Origin of the sequence: Pseudomonas sp. V88_4, assembly GCF_029967985.1 — a bacterium.
Classification (GTDB): domain Bacteria; phylum Pseudomonadota; class Gammaproteobacteria; order Pseudomonadales; family Pseudomonadaceae; genus Aquipseudomonas; species Aquipseudomonas glycinae.
This window is the reverse complement of the sequence record NZ_JASCAF010000034.1, coordinates 374,297-393,874: the sequence shown is the minus strand read 5'-3', so window position 1 is coordinate 393,874 and position 19,578 is coordinate 374,297. Positions and strand designations below refer to the sequence as shown.

Annotated in this window: 19 protein-coding genes; 13 read left to right on the top strand and 6 right to left on the bottom strand. The window is 62.1% G+C overall.

Going from position 1 to position 19,578, the window contains the following annotated elements; translation table 11 throughout:
- The first annotated feature begins 102 nt into the window (after nucleotides 1–102).
- Complete coding sequence (locus QLG12_RS13345) at nucleotides 103–807, top strand: YebC/PmpR family DNA-binding transcriptional regulator (protein WP_011335021.1); 705 nt, start codon at nucleotides 103–105, stop codon at nucleotides 805–807.
- A 39-nt stretch (nucleotides 808–846) separates the two neighbouring features.
- Here QLG12_RS13345 and QLG12_RS13340 read toward each other — a convergent pair whose 3' ends face one another.
- Together QLG12_RS13340 and zapE are read right to left on the bottom strand one after the other, a co-directional pair.
- A complete protein-coding gene (locus QLG12_RS13340; protein WP_282474672.1) occupies nucleotides 847–2,160 on the bottom strand; it encodes a leucine-rich repeat-containing protein kinase family protein in 1,314 nt (437 codons plus the stop codon).
- A 62-nt stretch (nucleotides 2,161–2,222) separates the two neighbouring features.
- Nucleotides 2,223–3,356 carry a cell division protein ZapE gene (zapE, locus tag QLG12_RS13335; protein WP_197867398.1) on the bottom strand — a complete coding sequence of 378 codons (1,134 nt, stop codon included), beginning with the start codon at nucleotides 3,354–3,356 and terminating at the stop codon, nucleotides 2,223–2,225.
- A 287-nt stretch (nucleotides 3,357–3,643) separates the two neighbouring features.
- On the opposite strand from zapE, the gene QLG12_RS13330 reads away from it, so the two are divergent.
- From QLG12_RS13330 to QLG12_RS13300, 7 genes are all read left to right on the top strand, one after another.
- Nucleotides 3,644–4,153, top strand: a complete 510-nt coding sequence (locus QLG12_RS13330; protein ID WP_197867758.1) for a spore coat U domain-containing protein — start codon at nucleotides 3,644–3,646, stop codon at nucleotides 4,151–4,153.
- Nucleotides 4,154–4,253: 100 nt separating this feature from the next.
- Nucleotides 4,254–4,787, top strand: a complete 534-nt coding sequence (locus QLG12_RS13325) for a spore coat U domain-containing protein (protein WP_197867399.1) — start codon at nucleotides 4,254–4,256, stop codon at nucleotides 4,785–4,787.
- 20 nt (nucleotides 4,788–4,807) lie between these two features.
- Nucleotides 4,808–5,344 (top strand): spore coat protein U domain-containing protein, encoded by a 537-nt coding sequence (locus QLG12_RS13320; protein WP_197867400.1) that lies wholly within the window; start codon nucleotides 4,808–4,810, stop codon nucleotides 5,342–5,344.
- A gap of 4 nt (nucleotides 5,345–5,348) precedes the next feature.
- Nucleotides 5,349–5,849: a spore coat U domain-containing protein gene (locus tag QLG12_RS13315; protein WP_011335016.1), complete on the top strand. Its 501-nt coding sequence runs from the start codon at nucleotides 5,349–5,351 to the stop codon at nucleotides 5,847–5,849.
- A gap of 24 nt (nucleotides 5,850–5,873) precedes the next feature.
- A complete protein-coding gene (locus QLG12_RS13310) occupies nucleotides 5,874–6,656 on the top strand; it encodes a molecular chaperone (protein ID WP_197867401.1) in 783 nt (260 codons plus the stop codon).
- Between the two features lie 84 nt (nucleotides 6,657–6,740).
- Nucleotides 6,741–9,098 (top strand): fimbria/pilus outer membrane usher protein, encoded by a 2,358-nt coding sequence (locus QLG12_RS13305; RefSeq protein ID WP_282474671.1) that lies wholly within the window; start codon nucleotides 6,741–6,743, stop codon nucleotides 9,096–9,098.
- Nucleotides 9,095–10,066 carry a spore coat U domain-containing protein gene (locus QLG12_RS13300; protein WP_282474670.1) on the top strand — a complete coding sequence of 324 codons (972 nt, stop codon included), beginning with the start codon at nucleotides 9,095–9,097 and terminating at the stop codon, nucleotides 10,064–10,066. The genes QLG12_RS13305 and QLG12_RS13300 overlap by 4 nt, the downstream gene beginning before the upstream one ends.
- A gap of 5 nt (nucleotides 10,067–10,071) precedes the next feature.
- Here QLG12_RS13300 and QLG12_RS13295 read toward each other — a convergent pair whose 3' ends face one another.
- Together QLG12_RS13295 and QLG12_RS13290 are read right to left on the bottom strand one after the other, a co-directional pair.
- Nucleotides 10,072–10,824, bottom strand: a complete 753-nt coding sequence (locus QLG12_RS13295; protein ID WP_282474669.1) for an anti-sigma factor — start codon at nucleotides 10,822–10,824, stop codon at nucleotides 10,072–10,074.
- The gene (locus tag QLG12_RS13290; protein WP_236194335.1) at nucleotides 10,821–11,327 is read right to left on the bottom strand and encodes a sigma-70 family RNA polymerase sigma factor; all 507 of its coding nucleotides are present in this window, start codon (nucleotides 11,325–11,327) and stop codon (nucleotides 10,821–10,823) included. Before QLG12_RS13290 ends, QLG12_RS13295 begins: the two co-directional genes overlap by 4 nt.
- A gap of 259 nt (nucleotides 11,328–11,586) precedes the next feature.
- Between QLG12_RS13290 and QLG12_RS13285 the strand changes: the two genes are divergently transcribed.
- The 5 genes from QLG12_RS13285 to QLG12_RS13265 all read left to right on the top strand — a co-directional run bounded on the left by QLG12_RS13285 (nucleotide 11,587) and on the right by QLG12_RS13265 (nucleotide 17,063).
- Nucleotides 11,587–13,161 (top strand): amino acid adenylation domain-containing protein, encoded by a 1,575-nt coding sequence (locus QLG12_RS13285; protein WP_282474668.1) that lies wholly within the window; start codon nucleotides 11,587–11,589, stop codon nucleotides 13,159–13,161.
- Nucleotides 13,158–14,492 carry a hypothetical protein gene (locus QLG12_RS13280; protein ID WP_282474667.1) on the top strand — a complete coding sequence of 445 codons (1,335 nt, stop codon included), beginning with the start codon at nucleotides 13,158–13,160 and terminating at the stop codon, nucleotides 14,490–14,492. The genes QLG12_RS13285 and QLG12_RS13280 overlap by 4 nt, the downstream gene beginning before the upstream one ends.
- 49 nt (nucleotides 14,493–14,541) lie before the next feature.
- Entirely contained in the window at nucleotides 14,542–15,306 is a 765-nt protein-coding gene (locus tag QLG12_RS13275) for an enoyl-CoA hydratase-related protein (RefSeq protein WP_282474666.1), read from the top strand.
- Nucleotides 15,307–15,426: 120 nt separating this feature from the next.
- Entirely contained in the window at nucleotides 15,427–16,521 is a 1,095-nt protein-coding gene (locus tag QLG12_RS13270; RefSeq protein ID WP_197867407.1) for a catalase family peroxidase, read from the top strand.
- Nucleotides 16,518–17,063, top strand: a complete 546-nt coding sequence (locus tag QLG12_RS13265; RefSeq protein WP_011335009.1) for a cytochrome b — start codon at nucleotides 16,518–16,520, stop codon at nucleotides 17,061–17,063. Before QLG12_RS13270 ends, QLG12_RS13265 begins: the two co-directional genes overlap by 4 nt.
- A gap of 7 nt (nucleotides 17,064–17,070) precedes the next feature.
- On the opposite strand, the gene QLG12_RS13260 is transcribed toward QLG12_RS13265, so the two are convergent.
- Both QLG12_RS13260 and QLG12_RS13255 read right to left on the bottom strand, forming a co-directional pair.
- Nucleotides 17,071–18,279: an MFS transporter gene (locus QLG12_RS13260; RefSeq protein ID WP_282474665.1), complete on the bottom strand. Its 1,209-nt coding sequence runs from the start codon at nucleotides 18,277–18,279 to the stop codon at nucleotides 17,071–17,073.
- Nucleotides 18,280–18,424: 145 nt separating this feature from the next.
- Nucleotides 18,425–19,576: a M14-type cytosolic carboxypeptidase gene (locus QLG12_RS13255; protein WP_282474664.1), complete on the bottom strand. Its 1,152-nt coding sequence runs from the start codon at nucleotides 19,574–19,576 to the stop codon at nucleotides 18,425–18,427.
- Between the last annotated feature and the right edge of the window lie 2 nt (nucleotides 19,577–19,578).

Here is a 19,578-nt window from a genome sequence, read left to right as displayed (position 1 = left end):
CGCATCGGAATTTTTGGTCGATTGCCGACTTTAGGCCGTATAAACTTGGCGCCATGCGTCGGCCAATAGATGTCTCGGCGCCACAGATCAAGAGAGTGAGTAATGGGCGCACAGTGGAAGGTTAAACACAAAGAAGCGGCAGCCAACGCCAAGGGCAAGATCTTCGGCAAACTGGTGAAGGAAATCACCATTGCTGCGCGTAACGGCGCCGATACCGCGACCAACGCACACCTGCGTCTGGTGGTCGAACAGGCCAAGAAAGCCTCGATGCCCAAGGAAACCCTGGACCGCGCCATCAAGAAAGGCGCAGGCCTGCTGGGCGAAACCGTTCAGTACCATCGCGTGACTTACGAAGGTTTCGCACCGCATCAGGTGCCGCTGATCGTCGAGTGCGTGACCGACAACATCAACCGCACCGTGGCGGAAATCCGCGTGGCGTTCCGCAAGGGCCAGTTGGGTGCTTCCGGTTCGGTTGCCTGGGACTTCAACCATGTCGGCATGATCGAAGCGTCGCCGGATACCCCGGACGCCGATCCTGAAATGGCCGCGATCGAAGCCGGCGCCCAGGATTTCGAGGCTGGCGAAGAGGGAGCGACCCTGTTCCTGACCGATCCGACCGACCTTGATGCCGTGCAGAAAGCCCTGCCGGAACAAGGCTTCACCGTGCTGTCGGCCAAACTGGGCTACCAGCCGAAGAACCCGGTCAGCGGTCTGAGCGACGAGCAGATGGCTGAAGTCGAGGCGTTCCTCGAAGGCCTGGACAACCATGACGACGTGCAGGACATGTTCGTCGGTCTGGCCGGCTGACACACCAGAAAATCGCAGCCCTCGGGCTGCGATTTTTTTTCAGGCGTGTTGCAACGCCTGGCTGATCTCGCCAAACCCTGGTCGCGCCAGCACATCCGGCTGACAGCAGCGCTGTTCCAGAGCCTCCAGCACCTGACGCTGTCCATCACTCAACCCCGAGTCGATGCGCGCCAGCAGTTCCCCCAGCAGAATCCCGAATGCCCGCACTTCAAGACGCTGTAGTGCGCGGGTTTCAGGTGTATCCGCCGTGGCATGGAATGACGCCGCACCAAAATCCCCCAGCAGACAGTCGCCCTGATCGTTCAACAGAATGTTGTGCCCGTAGAGATCGCCATGGGTGATGCCGTGACCGTGCAGATGCCCGGCGATCGAGGCGATGCCGCGAGCGATACGCAGGGCAACCTCGGCACTGAACCGGCAATCGTCGGCATACACATCCCGTGAGCAGGACGCCAGACTCGGCAGCCCGGCCAGGTTGCGGTAGCTCGGATCGATCAACTGCATCACCAGACCTTGCTGGCCATCGGGATGCTGGTCGATGCGGCCTTCGACGCGGATCAGGTTCGGGTGCAGCCCGGCGGTGATGCACGCGTTCATTTCATGCAGCGGCGAGCCGTCGCTGGTCATTTCGCCCTTGTACAACTTGACTGCCACGGACGTGGCCGGCTGATTCGCGGGCTGCCACTGTGCCCGGTAAATGACCCCGGAAGCGCCTTCGCCCAGCCGTTGCTCCAGTTGCAGCGCCGACCAGTCGATCAGTGGCGCTTTGTCGAGGGCGGCCGCATCGGCTTCGGTTTCCAGCGGATTGCCGGCGTAGGCCAGCCAGGTCAGGCTCGGCAGGGTCAGCAGCCATTGTGGCAATTCAGTGAGCTGGTTGGCGGCAATGCGGATCAGTTCCAGCCGATGGCACTGGCTCAGTGATTGCGGCAGGGCGCGCAGCCGATTGCCGGCGAGCATGAGTTTTTGCAGCAACGGGCGCTCACCCAGTTCTGTGGGCAGGTTTTCGATGGCGTTGTCGGTCAGGATCAGCCAGCGCAACTGCGGCGGCAGCGCCGCGCCGGGCACCTGGGTGATCCGGTTGGCCTTGAAACCGATCATCGTCAGCGCCTGACACTGGCCCAGGCACGCCGGCAATTGGGTGAACTGATTGTCCGAGCAGAACAGCACGCGCAGGTGTGTCAGACGGTGCAAGTCGTCCGGCAGGCTGCTCAGGGCATTGCCGCTGAGGTTGAGCACTTCCAGCGAATCGGCCAGGTTGAAAATCTCCGGCGGAAATTCAGTCAGGCCTTCAGCCAGATCGAGCCGGGTGATGCCCGACAGTTCGCCGGCGCGCAGTTGAGCAAGGGTGTGCATGAAAAGGGTCGCTATCTGGAAGGCGCCCGAGCGCCGGAAATGGGCGGCATGATAACGGCAAATCAGCCCGGCTCGTGCACTTCGCGCAATTGCCCGAGCCGGCTGCGGGTGCGGGCCAGATCGATCGCCTGGCCGCCGAGGCTTTCACGCAACGGGAGTTGGCCGAGCAGGGTCAGGTGTTTGTCCTGGTCGTAGAGCACGTCGATCAGGTTGATGAACCGTTGCTGGGCGGCGATCGAACATTCGCCCAGCTCCGGCAGGCCATCGATGATCCAGTGGTCGAAACGCCGGCACAGTTCCAGATAATCCATCACGGCGGTGGGCTGTTCGCAGAGGTCGTTGAAAGTGAAACCGACACGCCGGTCTTCGCACAGGCGCGCCTGCAAATGCCGGCTGCCAACCGCTAAAGGCAACGGTGTGGCGTCGAGTGGCGGCAGGTTCAAGGCCTGGCGCTGCGCCGGGGTGGCCGGCCAGACGTAATGGCCCTGGGTGAACACCTGATGCGCGTGACGGCGCGCCTGGCTGCGGTAATCGTGCGGCCCGCCGACTTCCATGACCTGCATGCGCGCATTGATCAGGTCGATCACCGGTTTGAACCGCGCGTGGTAGAGCGGGTTGGGCAACAAGCCTTCGGGCGGATAGTTGGAGGTCACCAGCAACAGGATTCCGCGTTTGAACAAGGCCTTGAACAAGCGGGTGATGAGCATCGCATCGCCGATGTCATGCACGTGGAATTCATCGAAACACAGCACTCGACAGTCCATCAGCAGCGCGTCAAGTGTGACAGCGAGCGCGTCGTCGCGGTCGCGGTGCTCGAACATGCCCTGATGCAACCGGGCGAAGAATCCATGGAAGTGCAGACGGCGCTTTTGCTCGATCGGCAACGCCTGGAAGAATCCGTCCAGCAGCCAGCTCTTGCCGCGCCCGACTGCCCCGTACAGATAGAGGCTGCGTGGGGTTTGCGCAGGCGTGCCGAACAACAGACCGGCCTGCTTTGCCATGCAGTCGATGACCCGTTGCTGGCTGTGGCTGAGGGTGTAGCCTTGGCCGTGGGCCTTTTGCCGGAAGTAGTCGCGGATCGTTTGCGCGCTGGCGGCGCACTGGCCCGCAGCCCTGTTGGAGCGTTTGCCGAAGAAGTGGCGCAAGGCTGACCAGCGCTGAGTCAGACGCGAACGTTCGGGCGGTCGGGCAGGCACTGCGGTCACTCCGTCATCATCGGGCCGGCTCCTCGCGAGCGCGGCGGCGTAGTGTAACCAGACGGGTAGTTTTGCTTCCACTGCGCTTTATCGTTTTTCCGCACAGTAATCTGCGGCGTGTACAGGTTTTTTCAACAATATGAATCGACGTGTTGCCAACCTTTCGAAACAAATCCCGGCCGGTGACTGGATCCAATCGACTGGCGCATTCGGTGTCCGTTGCTAACCTGAAACACTGTAACGGCAGCGAGGCTGCCGCCATCAAGGAACGGGCAGTGAATGCAGGGATGGTCTGGGCATTGCTGGGCGGGCTCGCGGCGCCGGTCCACGCCGCCGACCTTCAGGTCGAGGTGCGGGTCGATGTGCAGCGCGGTTGCCAGTTGATCGGCCAGCAACGCGAGGCTGGTATCGAGCAACTGGGTGTGCTCGATTTCGGCACCACGGCGCGGCTCGGCGACCCGGAAGGGCCTCTCGGTGCGGCGCTGACGAATTCGCGCCTGCCACGCCTGGAATGCAACCCGGACACCCCGTACCAGTTGCGTGTCGATGGCGGCCTGCACGGTGGCGTTGGCGAGGTGCGCTATATGGCGGGGGAGGCCGGCAGCAAGCCGATTCCTTATCGCCTGTATCAGGACCCTGCGCGGCGGGTGCCGCTGGTGGTGGATGTGCCCGTCAGCGGCCGGGTACCGGACAGCGGCACGGTGGACTTGCCGTTATACGGGCGGATCGAGCGTATGGCGGAGGTGCCGCGCGTCAGCCGGTATTCGGATCTGGTGAAGGTGACGGTCACTTGGTGATCGCAGAGTTTTTCCGCCATTCGGTGGAACCGGGTGGCGCAGGGAAGGGCGTTCAATGACGAGCGCAATGGTCGAGTGATCCTGAAGGAGTCGGGGCTCAATGATGGGCAGACACGGGCGAGTAATCGCCACAGTCACGTTGCTGTTGTTCACCGAGATCGCGTCGGCGGCGGTCAGTGGGCAGATCCTTGCGCGACTGACGCTGATCGCCGGCTGCGAGGTCACCAACGCCTCCAGCCCCGCCAGCCCGGTGGATGGGCTGGGCTCTCTCGATTTTGGCCAGCAGGGCCCGACCTGGAACGCACCGATCAAGGCCAGCCTCAGCGAAGCGGGCAGCGGCCAACTGAATGTCGCCTGCAACCCTTCGGTCACCGGGTTCACCGTGACCATCGACGGCGGCACCCACGGCGACGGCACCACACGCCGCCTGAGCAACGGGCGCCAGACGCTCCCCTATCAGCTGTTTCTCGATGCCTCCGGCAGCCAGAGCTACAGCATCGGTCAACAACACAATTTCGCTGTCACCAGCGGCGCACAGATACCCATCCCGGTATTTGGCTCGGTGGTGGCGAACACCCGTGCGGTACCGGCCGGTGTCTATACCGACACCCTGACGGTGACGCTCGACTGGTAACCCCGTAGAGGACGGACACCATGCGTACGATTGCATCAAGGATAGGTTTGTCGTTGCTCGGCCTGACGCTCGTTTCCAGCGTCAATGCCGCCACCACGGTCACCGGCCAGATCACCTCCAGCCTGATCCTGATCAGCAGTTGCCAGGTCAACGGTTCCGGCGGTTCGACCGGGCTGAACTTCGGTGCGTTGAATTTCGGCACCGCCAACAGCCTGTTCACCACGGCCACCGGCCAGGTGCTGGGCGGCGGGGGCGGGGCGCTGTCGATCCTGTGCTCGGCCGGTACCACCCCAACGGTCAAGGTTCGGGCCGGCGCCCATGACGGGCTCTCGCCGGGAGGTACTCGCGCACTTTATGACGGGGTCGCCAACTACGTGCCGTATGACCTGTACACCGACGCCGGACACTCGCAGTTGCTGGCCATCGACGGGGTGATCAACCTCGCCGCCAGCACCGGTGTGGCGCAGACCGTGAACATCTACGGTCAGGCGGTGGGCAAGGCCGGGCTGCCGGCGGGCACGTATACCGACACGATTTCCGTCGAACTGACGTTCTAGCGCCATGGCTCGGCATGGCGGTGCGGTGCTCTTTCTGTTGTGTGCGGGCAGCTTGCCGCTGCCGTTGGCGGCGGTGACCAGCCAGAGCTTTCAGGTCAGTGCCACAGTTACACCGGGCTGTCTGGTGGTGGGGGGCGTATCGAACTATGGCGGGCTGAATTTCGGTTCGCGTTCGGCGCTGGCCACCGGCACGGTTCAGGTCGCATTGACCGGTGGTGTCACGCTGCAATGCACGCCGGGGGTGGCGCTGAACATGACGGTCGATGGCGGCCAGTACAACAGCGGCGGGCGACGCATGCAGATCAGCGGAGGCAGCGCGAAGGTGGCGTATGCGCTGTTTCGCGATGCGGCATACAGCCAGAGCCTGGGCATCGGTCAGAGTGTGGCGGTGGCCTACAGCGATGCGAACAACATCAGTCTGCCGATCTACGGACAGGTGCAATTGCCGGGCAATCAGCCCGGGGGGACATACAGCGATGTGTTGCAGGTGCAGCTGTCGTGGTGATGTGAAATGACAAGGAGCAGGTTTATGGGGTTTTTCACGTCACGCTATTGGTCCGTGTGTTGCGCCGTGCTGGCGCTGGTCATGTTCGGGACGCTCAAGGCCCAGGCCGCCAGTTCGGTGCTGATCTGGCCAATCGATCCGGTGTTGGAGGCCGATCAACAGGCGAGTGCGCTGTGGCTGGAAAATCGCGGCACGGAAACCGCCAACCTGCAGATCCGCGTGTTCGGCTGGAGCCAGAGCGGTTTCGAAGAGCAATACCGCAATCAACGCGAGGTGATCGGCAGTCCGCCGGTGGCGAAGATCGAGCCGGGTCAGAAGCAACTGGTGCGCCTGACCCGCACCAAAGACGTGCCGCCAGGTCAGGAGTTGGCGTACCGGATCATCATCGATGAAATCCCCTCGGCCCAGCCGCCCGTTGCCCAAGACGGCAAGACCGCTGCGGCGATCCGCTTCCAGATGCGCTACTCGGTGCCGCTGTTCGCCTATGGCGCGGGCCTGTGGAGCAAGGAAGACAGCGCCCGTCAGCGTGACCCCAAAGGTATCGGCCTGCCGCAACTGAGCTGGCGGACGGTGGCGGTGGAGGGCCGTCCTTATGTGGAAGTGCGTAATCAGGGCGCGGTTCATGCGCGATTGACCGATGTGGCCATCAAGCAGGGCAGCCAAAGCAAACCCTTGGCCGAAGGCCTGCTCGGTTACGTGCTGCCCGGCGCAGTGATGCGCTGGCCGGCACCGGGGCCGGTGACGGGAGAGCTGGCGGGACGGATCAATGGCGCGGCGCAGGTGCAGAGCATTCCACCGGCGCGATAGACGTCGCGAGTGATCTCGACGCTTCCAGGCTTCGACGCCAGCGGTTTCAGGAGGAATCAGTCCATTGACGGACGTAACACGCTAATGAGTCCGGGATGGGCTCGCCGTATTCAGCGTCCGTTGTGGCTCATGACCGGCGCGTGGTGCCTGATGTTCGTTCATCCATCCGGGGCCGGCGAACTGCCGCCGCCCCCCAGCGGCATGGAGGCCGTCAGCGATGCACAGTTGTTTCTGGAACTGGTGGTCAACCAGATGAATACCGGTCGGGTGGTGGCGGTGGAGCAACGCGGTGGGCGGCTTTTCCTGCCGGCCAGCGTATTGCGCGACACCGGCATGAAGCTACCGGAAGAGGCCAGTGCCGAAGTCGATCTCGACGGCCTGCCGGGCCTGCACAGCGACTACGACAGCGGCAGCCAGCGCCTGCTGCTCGACGTGCCGCCGGACTGGCTGCCGGAGCAGTTCATCGGCAACCGCGAGGTTTATCCACGCACCCCGGCGCTGAGCAGTTTCGGCGCGTTGTTCAACTATGACCTGTATCTCAATGACACCGACGACGCCGGCACCTATCTGGCGGCGTGGAACGAGGTGCGGGTGTTCGACAGTTGGGGCACTTTGTCGAACACCGGGCAATATCGCCGCACGTTGTCGGGGGATGCGGTCAGCACGCTGGACAACGGTTATCTGCGTTACGACACCACCTGGCGTTACTCCGATGACGAACGGATGCTGACCTACGAGGCCGGGGACGTGGTCAGCGGCGCCTTGCCCTGGAGCAGTTCGGTGCGGCTGGGCGGTGTGCAGTTCTCACGGGATTTTGCGGTACGCCCGGATCTGGTGACCTATCCGCTGCCGCAATTCGCCGGGGAAGCGGCGGTGCCATCCTCGGTGGATCTGTTCATCAACGGCTACAAGTCCAGCAGCACCGACCTGCAACCGGGGCCGTACACCCTGACCAACATTCCGTTCATCAACGGCGCGGGCGAGGCGGTGGTAGTGACCACAGATGCGCTGGGCCGGCAAGTGTCGACCACGGTGCCGTTCTACGTCACCAGCAGCCTGTTGCAAAAGGGCCTGAGCGATTTTTCGGTGGCCGCCGGTACATTGCGTCGGGATTACGGTTTGAAGGATTTCAGCTACGGTCCGGGCGTGACGTCCGGCAGTCTGCGCTACGGCGTCAGTGACATGTTTACTCTGGAAAGTCACGCCGAAGCGGCGGATTCCCTGACCCTCGCAGGGCTGGGGGGCAACTTGCGTCTGGGTAATTTCGGGGTACTCAACAGTGCGCTCAGCCAGAGTCGTTTCGACGGCTACGGTGGTCAGCAATTGAGCCTCGGTTATCAATACAGCGGCCAGCGCTACAGCTTTTCCTATCAGCGCCTGCAACGCCGCGATCGCTATGCCGACCTGACCGTGGTCGACAGCCCTTACACCACACTCAGCAAGCGCAGCGAGCAGGCGACCCTGAGCCTCAACCTCGAGCGCTGGGGCAGTCTCGGCGTCGGTTATTTCGATATTCGCGCGGCAGACGAAACTCGCACGCGGTTGCTCAATCTGAGCTGGAGCAAACCGCTGTGGCGCAACAGCAGTTTCTACCTGTCGGCCAACCGCGAAATCGGTAACAGCAACTGGGCAGTGCAGGCGCAACTGGTGATTCCGTTCGACCTGCGCGGCAGCCTGGCCATCAGCAGCGAACGCAGCAAGACCGGACAGACGCAGCAACGGGTCAATTACAGCCGCGCCGTACCGTCCGAGGGCGGGGTGGGCTTCAATCTCGGCTATGCCAATGGCGACGGCGCCGATTACCGCCAGGCTGACGTCACCTGGCGCCTGCAATCGGTGCAATTGCAGGCGGGCGTCTACGGGACGTCTGACGCCGAAACCCGTTGGGCCGATGCCAGCGGTTCGCTGGTGTGGATGGATGATCAAGTGTTCGCCGCCAACCGCATCGATGATGCGTTCGTGGTGGTCAGCACCGACGGCTACGCGGATATTCCGGTGCGCTACGAGAACCAGCAGGTCGGCCAGACCGACCGCAATGGCCACTTGCTGGTGCCGTGGAGCAGTGCCTATTACCGGGGCAAGTACGAAATCGATTCGTTGAACCTGCCGGCCAACGTGCGCAGTCCCAACGTCGAACAGCGTGTTGCCGTGCGCCGGGGCAGTGGCTATCTGCTGGAGTTTGCGCTGAGCCGGGTGATCGCTGCGAGCATCGTGCTGGTGGATTCGCAGCAAAAGGAATTGCTGCTGGGCAGTGGTGTGCTGCACGAACAGAGCGGCACGCGGACGGTGGTTGGCTGGGACGGACTGGTCTATCTGGAAAACCTTCAGGCGCAGAATTCGCTGCGGGTGACTCTCGCGGACGGCAAGACTTGCCAGGCGCACTTCAGCGTCGACCTGCAGCAGGACGAAGTGCCGCTGATCGGCCCGTTGGTGTGCCAATGACTCGGGCGCGGCTTGTTCTGTGGCTGTTGTTGCTGCTGCCGGGGCTGGCGCAGGCGCTGTGTTCGGTGGTCACCACCACACCCGCCGGGTTCGGGAACATCAGTTCGATCGCCGTGCGCACTACCTCTCAACCCAGTTCCACTCTGAATGGAGGCTTGAGTTGCACCGGTTCGCTGTTGTCGCTGTTGACCAACAATGACCATTTCTGGGCCACCGTCACTTCGACCCAGAGCGGTTTGCTCGGGCCCAGCGGTGACGTGATCGGTTACACGATCTACGCCAACAACAGCACCAGTTACCCGCTGACGCGAGGCACCGCCTATGACTTCGCCCGCAATGGCATCATCGATGCCCTTGGCTTGCTGGGCGGTACGGTGCCGAAGACCGTTCCGCTCTATTTCGGTACCACCATCGGCAGCAATGTGGCGGCGGGGGTGTATACCGAGACCTTGAGCATTTTCTGGAACTGGAATTATTGTTCGGGTATCGGTGCGGGCGGGCTGTGCCTGGGTCGTGACATCAACAGCGGCACGACGACGCTGACGGTCAACCTGACGGTGGCCAACGATTGCACCATCACTGCGCCGAACATCGCTTTCGGCAGCGCGCCGGTGGTCAGTGCATTCACCCCGGTGACCGGGCAGACCATCAACCTCGCCTGCACCAAGGGCAGTGCCTACACGGTGGGTTTGAACGACGGGCAAAATGCACTAAGTGTCGGCGGACGACGGCGGATGATTTCCGGCAGCAACTATCTGGCCTACGACATTTTCAAAAGTGCCGGCACCACCCGTTGGGGCAGTGTCGGCACGGCTCGCCGCGCCAGCAGCGATGCCGAGGTCAACCCCGGCAACGGGCTGGGCACCGGCAGTCAGATCTTCAATTACAACGCGAAAATCTACACCGACCAGACCACACCGCCAGCCGGAACCTATCTGGACAATGTGGTGCTGGATGTGGGGTTTTGAACCAGCTAGAAGCTCAAGGATTGCTTGAGCATTTTCGCCGCCGGGGTATCGGCCGGGCTGACCATCGCGTAGTTGTAACCCTTGCCGGACCAGTATTCGGCCAGCAGATCCCCGTCCTGACGGCTGCCCCGGGGCAGGAAGGTATTTTTCGGTCCCGGTGGGCGTACATAGAAACTGACCTTGTGCCCGCTCCGGTCTTCATACATCACCATCGCCGCCGGGCCTTCATCAGTGCTCAGCAAACGGCCGCTGACCGGTGAAAATCCGGCCCGGCTCAGGTCCGGCAGGCGATTGGCCTGAGTGAAATAACGGTCGAGCCAGCGCTGGATATCGCCGTCGCCATCGACCTTGTAGTCCGCCGGCAGAAGCCCTTGCTGGGCGATCAAACGGTACGCCTGCAAGGCATCCGTCATCGGTGCCGGGGGATGAAACACGGTCATGTCCCGGGCCTTCCAGCCTCCGACACCGCCAAGGCTGACGGCAATCAGCAGCACCGCCGCGCTGGCCCATTGGCGGCGCGACTGGCGCTTGAGCCGCTGACGGATCAGCGACGGATCAAGATCCGGATTGTCAGGTTGTTGCAGGGCACCGCCGAGGGCGGCGCGCAGGTGCTGGGCGTCCTGTTGCCAGGCGCGAACCTGCGCCGCCTCGTCGGGATGGCTGGCGAGCCAGGTGTCCAGCACATGCCGGTCGGCCTCGCTGAGCTGGTGATCGACGTAGGCGTGCAGGTCACGTTCGTTGGGGGGCAGACTGATCATTTGAGTATCCGCAAGGAAGGGCTGCTGATTTCCCCGTCGCTGAGCTGGCGCAGGGCCTGGCGAGCACGGGACAGGCGCGACATCACGGTGCCGGTGGGGACGTCGAGAATCTCGGCGACCTCCTTATAAGTCAGGCCTTCCACCGACACCATCAGCAGCAGGGCGCGCTGTTCGGTGGGCAGTCGGTCGAAGGCCTGCAAGGTCGATTGGGCAATGACCGTGCGCTCTGCCGAAGGCTCGGCGTCATCGCGGCCGGTGAAGAATTCGAGCATCCGCGCATATCGCCGCGAACGCCGATGCGCATCGAGGAATTGCCGGTACAGGATCGAAAACAGCCAGGCCCGCAGATCGCCGTCGGCGCGTTTGTCGCCCCAACCCGACAGCGCCCGCTCGAGGCTGGCTTGCACCAGGTCGTCGGCGCTGCTGCTGTTGCGTGTCAACGACAGCGCGAAGCGGCGCAATCTGGGGATCAGATCGCGTAATTGCTCGTCGAGTGTATTCATGACAGGGACATGCTCTGGGCCACAAGCGCGGTAGTGGTAGGAAAGACGCCTCTCGACACAGCTTATTCCATTCCAGAAGCTGAAAGATTTCATTACTGGCGATGTAGGAAAGTTCGCCGCGTTCTGTAGTGCGTGTAATGGATTCAAATCCCCCGGCTCAACCCGTCCGACAAGCGCAAGCAGCCACCGATGTCGCCAGCAGGCAATCGGTGGCCGAAGCCGCTGAAACGATGACTTGAGCAAAAAAGGGATGTTTAAAATGCACGCAATCGTAATGAATCCCCCCGCACCAAGTGCCGGCCCTGACGCCTGGCGGACATTCGGCTGCGGCCCGGTGGCCGAGCCTGAGTTCTCGTTGATCCACCGTGCGATCGAGGCGCAGGCAGCGACTCACCCGCAGCAGGTGGCCGCACGTTTTGAGGGACAGCGCCTGACCTACGGCGAGCTGAATCGCCAGGCCAACCGGTTGGCCAGATTGTTGTCGAGCCATGGCGTAGCACCGGGTGATCACGTGGCGCTGTTTGTCGAACGCTCGATCCCTATGCTGGTGGGCATGCTTGCGACCTTGAAGCTGGGGGCCGCTTATATTCCGCAGCATGTCGGCATTACCCCGACCACGCAGTTGAGCCACATCATGTCGGTTGCTTCGACGCAGGTGGTGTTGACGCTTTCAACGCTGGCCCATGGGATTCCCCTGACGGCCGGGCAGCATTGCATTCATCTGGATACGTTCATCGACTCGCCGGGCTCGGCTGTCGATGACGTCAATGTGGGAGAGGATATTTCGTCACCGGATGCCTTGTGTTTTGTGTTGTTTACGTCCGGTACGACCGGACAGCCCAACGGTGTCAGGGTGACCCAACGCAATGTCTGCAACATTCTGCTGACCGGCCCCGGCAATCTCGGCATGGGGCCGGGCATGAACGTCGGGCAAATCCTCAATATCGCCTTTGACATGGCCGCCTGGGAAATCCTCGGCTGCCTGGCCCATGGTGCGACGCTGCTGATCCGGGGCAAGGACATTGCCGAGACCGCCGAGCAGTGTGACGTGCTGATCGCGACGCCATCGATTCTCGCCACGCTGGATCCGGCGCGCTGCAGCCAGGTGAAAGTGGTGGCGCTGGCCGGCGAACCGTGTCCGCAGCCCCTGGCCGATCGCTGGGCGACCTTTTGCGATTTCTACAATGCTTGCGGCCCTACAGAAACCACCATCGTCAATACCATGCAGCATTACCGAGGCGTGGGCCCGTTGACGATCGGCAAGCCAACGCCCAACAACACCGTGTACGTGCTGGATGAAGCGGGCCAACTGTGCGGGCCGGGTGAACAGGGCGAAATGTGGGCCGGTGGCGATTGTGTAACCGCCGGGTATCTGGGCAATCCTGCGCTGACTGCCGAACGTTATCGACTCGACCCGTTTCTGGGGCAGGGTCGCATGATGTTTCGCACCCGTGATCTGGGCCGCTGGACCGCCGACGGCGAACTGGAGCACCTGGGCCGGGTGGACGATCAGGTGAAAGTCCGGGGCTTTCGCGTTGAACTGGACTCGGTATCGGCGGCGCTGGAGTCTGCACCGGGCTGCGAGCGCGCGGTGACCTTGAAGTTCGATAACCGTCATCTGGTGGCGTTCGTCTATCCCGCTTCTACGGATACCGACGAGGCCCGACGCCGTTGCGAAGAGCGTCTGGCCTATTACTGCGTGCCTTCGATGATTCTGCCGGTGGACGACATCCCGCTGACCTCAAGGGGCAAGGTCGATAAACGCTTGCTGCTGGAGCGGGCTCAGGCGTATCAGGCACAGCTCGTTGCCACCACTCGGGAGGCGGGGCAATGAGTCAGGTCGATGACGCTTTTGTCCTGCCACCTCGAAGGCCGCTTTGGCGGCGTCTGGGAACGATGCCCTTGTTTTCGCACTACAACCGCCTGGTAGCGCTGGTGCTGCTGGCTAACGTCGGGGCGCTGGTGTACGGAGTGACCGTCGGTCAGTGGTGGTCGGCCTCGGGGATCGCGTTGGAGACGTTGTCGCAGCTGGTGTTGGTGAACCTGTCGATGGCGATCCTGATTCGTCAGCAATATGTGATCAATCTGTTGTTCTGGCTGGCGACCCGCGCCCCGACGAGCTGGCCGTTGGCGATTCGTCGCTCGCTGGCCAAGGTCTATCATTTCGGTGGGCTGCACAGTGGCGGGGCGATGGCCGCGATTGCCTGGTTCGTGGCACTGCTCGGCTCGATGATCTGGCAAAGGACCCAAGGGGTGGGTGGGGTTTCGCTGACGTTGCTGACCATCAGCGCCGGGCTGCTGGGATTGTTGCTGCTGATGGCTATCATGGCGTTGCCGGGAATTCGTTCACGGTTTCACAACGCTTTCGAGCGCACACACCGGTTTGCCGGTTGGGCGGCGCTGTTGCTGTTCTGGGGCATGACGCTGGTGTTTGCGCGGGACAGGAATCCTTCGGCAGACCTGACGCAGGTCCTGTTGACGTCCTTTTCGTTCTGGATGCTGCCGATCCTGACGTTCAGCATTGCCTTGCCTTGGTTACGCCTGCGCAGGGTGCCAGTGACGCTGGTCAAACCGTCATCGCATGCAGTGATTGCCCGGTTCAATCACCTTACGCCGTTCGCCGGATCTTCCACCGCCATCAGTCGCCATCCGCTGTGGGAGTGGCACTCGTTTGCCAACATTCCTGCACCTGACGAACAGGGTTTTCGCCTGATCATTTCCCGGGCCGGCGACTGGACCGGTGAGCTGATCGAACAACCGCCGAGCCATGTCTGGGTCAAGGGCATCACCACGGCAGGCGTCGCCCATATCGAAACCCTGTTCAAGTCAGTGGTGTACGTCGCCACCGGCAGTGGCATTGGGCCGGTGTTGCCGCATCTGCTGGCGGGACAAGTGCCGATCCACCTGATCTGGTCCACCCGCAGCCCGCGCGAGACCTATGGTGACGCGCTGGTGGAGGAAATCCTGCAGGCACAACCCGATGCCCATATCTGGGACACCGACCGGTTGGGCAAACCGGATCTGGTGGCGCTGGCGTATGCCGTCGTTCGAACCCACGGTGCGGAGGCGGTGATCTGTATTTCCAATCAAAAGTTGACCGAGCGGGTCGTCGAGGAAATGGAATCCCGGGGTATTCCGGCCTACGGCGCGATCTGGGATTCCTGACGGTGCGTCGGTGTTTTTCCACTCACTTCATTTTTCAAAGAGATTGCGAATGAACCTATTGATTGAACGACAGGGGCCCGTGGTACTGATCCGCCTCAACCGCCCGCAGGCACGGAATGCGCTCGACACATCACTGATGCACGAATTGCTGGGGACCTTGCAACCGCTGGACAATGACCCGGGTGTCGGATGTTTCCTGATTACCGGTACACAGGATTATTTTGCTGCCGGCGCCGACATCAAGGAGATGTACGAAAAGTCCTGCCGGGAAATGATCGAGGAAGATCATTTCGCCGGATGGGATGCGTTTGCCGCTCTGCGCACGCCAAAAGTCGCCGCAGTGGTGGGATTCGCGCTCGGTGGAGGATGCGAACTGGCAATGATGTGCGATGTGATCGTGGCGGCCGAATCTGCGAAATTCGCACTGCCGGAAATCACTTTGGGGGTGATGCCTGGCATGGGTGGCACGCAGCGCCTGACCCGGTTGATTGGCCGTGCCAAAGCCATGGACATGATATTGACCGGTCGCACGATGTCAGCCCGGGAAGCGGAGCAGGCGGGATTGGTGTCGCGGGTGACAGACGCCGATCAAGTGCTGACACAGGCCATGGACATTGCACAGCGCATCGGCGGCTTTCCGCGTACGGCGACACGGGCCGCCCGGGAAGCTGTAGACCGGGCATCCGAGTCGGGACTGCGCGAAGGCATTCTGTTTGAACGACGCTCGTTTCACGGCCTGTTCGCGACACCCGGGCAGAAAGAGGGCATGCAGGCGTTTCTGGAGAAGCGTGTGCCGCGTTTCGATCGGATTTAGCCCGCTTCGAGTGGACTCCGACGCCACTGCATGAAAGAAACTACAGTTCAGAGGGAATAATCCTACGAGGCGTGCGTCTCATAGCACCTTTCCCTATGGCCGATGGCCCTGGAGTCTTTCATGGTTGATCGCAGCTCACCACCCGGCGGGCCTCAACACCCGCCACTGAGTGCCCCGAGCCTGGTATTGCGACTTGGCGGAATTGCCGTGGTGGTCGCCGCCCTGGCCGGGGCATTTGCCTACGTTCATGGTTCATTTGACCCACAACGTCTGACGCCGAAAGCGTTGGTCGATGTGCTGGAGAAGAATAACGGCGTGCATCCCGGCTTTCGTCGCAATCACGCCAAAGGTGTGTGCGTGATCGGACATTTCGAGAGCAGCGGCGAGGCTCGTCCGTATTCTGTCGCGCAAGTGTTCAATGAATCGCGCACGCCGGTGGTCGGGCGTTTTGCGTTGCCGGCCGGCAATCCATATGCGCCGGATAGCGCCGTACCGATCCGCAGTCTGGCGCTGCGTTTCACTCAGGCCAACGGTCAGCAGTGGCGCACCGGGATGAACAGCATGCCGGTGTTCCCGGTGGGCACGCCCGAGGCGTTCTATCAGTTGCAGCAGGCGCAATCGCCGGATCCGGCCACAGGAAAGCCTGACCCGGCGAAGGTGCCGGCATTTTTTGCCGCACACCCGGAAGCCGTGCCGTTTCTGACCTGGATAAAAACCGCCAAGCCCTCGGCCAGTTACGCGACCGAAACCTACAACAGCGTCAACGCCTTCTATCTGGTGGATGCCAGCGGCAAGAAGCAAGCGGTGCGCTGGAGCATGACGCCTCTGGCCCAGGACGCTGCCGGTGCGACTGCGCCTGAAGGCAGTGATTTTCTCGAAAAAGACCTGGTGCAACGCCTGGCCGAAGGGCCGCTGCGCTTTCAGTTGAACATCACGTTGGCCAACGCCGACGATCCGGTGAACGATGCGAGCAAGACCTGGCCCCCCGGCCGCAAGGTGTTGAACGCCGGCACCCTGGTACTGGAAAAGACTCAGCCCCAGCTCAGTGGCGAATGCCGTGACATCAACTACGATCCGCTGGTGCTACCGGCCGGCATTCAGGGTTCCGACGATCCGCTGCTCGCCGCGCGCTCGGCCGGTTACGCCGATTCCTACCTGCGTCGCACCAGCGAAGTCAGCCAACTGCCAACCGGCAAAAAGGAGGCTCGCCCATGAGCACGCAACCGACTCATTTCAACCCGCTCGCGCGGTTGCTGCACTGGTTGATGGCGTTGATGATCATCGCGATGTTGTTTATCGGCGCAGGCATGGTGACCTCGGTGTCGGCTCGGCATGAATGGCTGATCAATCTGCACAAACCGCTGGGCATCGCGATACTCGCTTTGGTGATCGTGCGCATTCTGGTGCGGCTGGGCACCCGCCAACCGCCGCTGCCGGCGGATCTGCCGGGTTGGCAAGTGATGGCGGCCAAGGCCTCTCATCTGTTGCTGTACGCGCTGATGCTGGTGTTGCCGCTGCTGGGCTGGGCGATGATCAGCGCGGCGGGGGATCCGGTGATGCTCGGCACGTCCCTGCAATTGCCGTCGATCGTGCCGGCGGATGCGCAGGTGTTTGCGTTGCTGCGCAAGGCTCACGGGTATCTGGCGTATCTGTTGTTCCTGACCGTGCTGCTGCACCTGGCGGCGGCGCTGTTCCATGGCTGGGTGCGCCGTGACGAGGTGCTCGACAGCATGCTGCGGGGACGCAATCGCGGTTGATAGTGCGTCAGTCTGACGTGGCGAGGGCGCAAGCAGCCTCGCCATGTTTCCGGGTGGCCAGCGTTCGCCACCAGTACAGCAGCGCGACCACGTTGATTGCGGCACCCAGCCAGCAGACGCCCGGCCATCCTGCCCAGGCGTACATGGCGGTCGAGGCGATTGAGCCCAAGGCGCTGCCCATTGAATAAAACAGCATATAGCCGGCGGTCAGTCGGCTCTGCGCCTGCGGGCGGACGCTGTAGATCATGCTCTGGCTGGTGACGTGCACGGCCTGCAAGCCCAGATCCAGGGTGATGACGCCAAGCAGTAGCGCCCATAGCGATAAATGGGTGAGTGCGATTGGCAACCACGAACCGAGCATCAGCAGCAGCGACAGACCGCTGACCCATTGCCCCCATCCTCGATCCGACAGGTGTCCGGCTCTGGCGGCGGCGAGTGCACCCGCCGCGCCGGCGAGTCCGAACAATCCGATTTCACTGTGGGAAAGCGACAGCGGCGGGGCGGCCAGCGGCAACACCATCGGCGTCCACAACACCATGGCGCTGGCGAAAGTCAGCAGCGCGAGGATCGCACGTTGGCGCAGCACCGGTTCTTCACGAAACAGGCTGAATACTGAGGCGATCAATGCCACGTAATGCGTGGTCGGTCGTGCTTCTTCATCCTTGGGCAATACCCGAAACAGCAACACAGCCATCACCAGCGTCAATCCCGCTGACAGCAGATAGATCGAGCGCCAGCCGGCCAGATCAGCCATGCCGCCGGCCACGGTGCGCGCCAGCAGAATGCCGATGACGATGCCGCTGGTGATCACGCCGACTACCTGCCCGCGTTGCGCCGGGATGGCCAGAGTCGCGGCGTAGGCGACCAGCACCTGAGTAACCACGGCAAGCAAGCCGGTCAGGGTGACGCCGATCAGTAGCCAGACGCTGTTCGAGGCCAAGGCGATCATCAGCAAGGCAGCGGCGGACAACAGCGTTTGCGTGACGATCAGCCGCCGGCGGTTGAGCAGATCGCCAAGGGGGACGAGCAACAACAGCCCGAGGCCGTAACCGACCTGAGTCAACGTCATGACGATGCCGATGCTGCCCGGCGACAGACCGAAGGCGTCGGCCATCGCATCCAGCAGCGGCTGGGCGTAATACACGTTGCCCACCGCGAGGCCGCAAGCGATGGCGAACAGCAGCACGACACCTTTATCGAATGTTGCAGTTTTCATGTCCCGGATCCTTTCAGGTTTCAATATGAAACTTTGAAGACGGTAAGTAATCCGGTTTTGATTTGCAACCTGATTGAGTAAAAGTCGGCGCAAAAAAAGATCGCAGACAGGCTGCGATCTTTCGTGAAGCGAAACTCAGGGGCGATCAGCGCAGGGTGTCGACCATGTCCGCGATGGTGGTCAGCACGTCCTTGCCCAGTTGTTTCGAGCGCTTGCCCGACCAGCCGGTGAGCGGGTTCGGCGCGTCATCGTGATCCTTGAACGGCATCTCCAGGGTCAGCGACAGGCAGTCGAACTTCTGGCCAACGCTGTTGCAGGCCAGGGTCATGTTGGCCTGACCCGGTTCGTCGCGGGTGTAGCCGTACTTGGTCTGGAAGTCTTTGGTGGTGTGTTTCAGGTGGCTGCGGAAGTGCTCTTCGAGCTTCTCGATTCGCGGGGTGTAACCCGGATTGCCTTCGCAGCCGGCGGTGAACACGTGTGGAATTTCTTCGTCGCCGTGTACGTCGAGGAACAGATCGACGCCGTACTTTTCCATCTGCTGCTGTACGAAAAGCACTTCCGGGCTGACTTCCTGACTGGCGTTCTGCCAGGCGCGGTTCAGATCCTGACCCATGGCGTTGGTGCGCAGGTGACCGTGGAAGGCACCGTCCGGGTTCATGTTCGGCACCAGGTACAGATCAGCGCTGCCCAGCAGTTTGTTCAATACCGGATCGTCATGATGCTCCAGGCGTTCGATCACGCCTTCCATGAACCATTCGGCCATGTGCTCGCCGGGATGTTGCTGGGCGATGATCCAGATCTTGCGGCGACCTTCGGCGCCAGTGCCTTTGCGCAGCAGCTGAATGTCGCGACCTTCGACACTTTTGCCAGTGGCCAATAGTTCGGTGCCGGCCTTGGTCAGCGCTTGCTCGATCAGCCAGTCATGACGGCCGCGGCTGTAAGGCTCGAAGTAGGCGAACCAGGCGTGGGTCTGCTCGGCTTCGAGGCAGAAGCGCAGGCTGTCGCCTTCGAATTGGGTTGGAATGCGGAACCAGTTGACGTGGTCGTAGGAAGCGACCGCCTGATAGCCGGTCCAGGCCTTGTTGTACGAGGACTGACTGGCGTTGACCAGACGAAACCAGTGTTCCTGATGAACGTGCAGGCCGCTGGCCTTGAAGTGGAACCACTGGAAATGGCCGCTGCGAGTATCTGGCCGAATTGCCAGAACCGGGTTGAGCGGGTTGCTGATGTCGATGACTTGGATGTTGCCGCTGTCGAAGTTGGCGCTGATGTCGAACGAAGATTTGGCCACGGTCATAA

Coding starts and splice junctions, on each gene's coding strand:
- QLG12_RS13295 (WP_282474669.1), bottom strand. CDS start 10,824: ATGATCAGTCTGCCCCCCAACGAACGTGACCTGCACGCCTACGTCGAT.
- QLG12_RS13265 (WP_011335009.1), top strand. CDS start 16,518: ATGAGCACGCAACCGACTCATTTCAACCCGCTCGCGCGGTTGCTGCAC.
- QLG12_RS13270 (WP_197867407.1), top strand. CDS start 15,427: ATGGTTGATCGCAGCTCACCACCCGGCGGGCCTCAACACCCGCCACTG.
- QLG12_RS13320 (WP_197867400.1), top strand. CDS start 4,808: ATGCGTACGATTGCATCAAGGATAGGTTTGTCGTTGCTCGGCCTGACG.
- QLG12_RS13255 (WP_282474664.1), bottom strand. CDS start 19,576: ATGACCGTGGCCAAATCTTCGTTCGACATCAGCGCCAACTTCGACAGC.
- QLG12_RS13300 (WP_282474670.1), top strand. CDS start 9,095: ATGACTCGGGCGCGGCTTGTTCTGTGGCTGTTGTTGCTGCTGCCGGGG.
- QLG12_RS13280 (WP_282474667.1), top strand. CDS start 13,158: ATGAGTCAGGTCGATGACGCTTTTGTCCTGCCACCTCGAAGGCCGCTT.
- QLG12_RS13345 (WP_011335021.1), top strand. CDS start 103: ATGGGCGCACAGTGGAAGGTTAAACACAAAGAAGCGGCAGCCAACGCC.
- QLG12_RS13275 (WP_282474666.1), top strand. CDS start 14,542: ATGAACCTATTGATTGAACGACAGGGGCCCGTGGTACTGATCCGCCTC.
- QLG12_RS13340 (WP_282474672.1), bottom strand. CDS start 2,160: ATGCACACCCTTGCTCAACTGCGCGCCGGCGAACTGTCGGGCATCACC.
- QLG12_RS13330 (WP_197867758.1), top strand. CDS start 3,644: ATGGTCTGGGCATTGCTGGGCGGGCTCGCGGCGCCGGTCCACGCCGCC.
- QLG12_RS13260 (WP_282474665.1), bottom strand. CDS start 18,279: ATGAAAACTGCAACATTCGATAAAGGTGTCGTGCTGCTGTTCGCCATC.
- QLG12_RS13305 (WP_282474671.1), top strand. CDS start 6,741: ATGAGTCCGGGATGGGCTCGCCGTATTCAGCGTCCGTTGTGGCTCATG.
- QLG12_RS13290 (WP_236194335.1), bottom strand. CDS start 11,327: ATGAATACACTCGACGAGCAATTACGCGATCTGATCCCCAGATTGCGC.
- QLG12_RS13310 (WP_197867401.1), top strand. CDS start 5,874: ATGGGGTTTTTCACGTCACGCTATTGGTCCGTGTGTTGCGCCGTGCTG.
- QLG12_RS13315 (WP_011335016.1), top strand. CDS start 5,349: ATGGCTCGGCATGGCGGTGCGGTGCTCTTTCTGTTGTGTGCGGGCAGC.
- QLG12_RS13325 (WP_197867399.1), top strand. CDS start 4,254: ATGATGGGCAGACACGGGCGAGTAATCGCCACAGTCACGTTGCTGTTG.
- QLG12_RS13285 (WP_282474668.1), top strand. CDS start 11,587: ATGCACGCAATCGTAATGAATCCCCCCGCACCAAGTGCCGGCCCTGAC.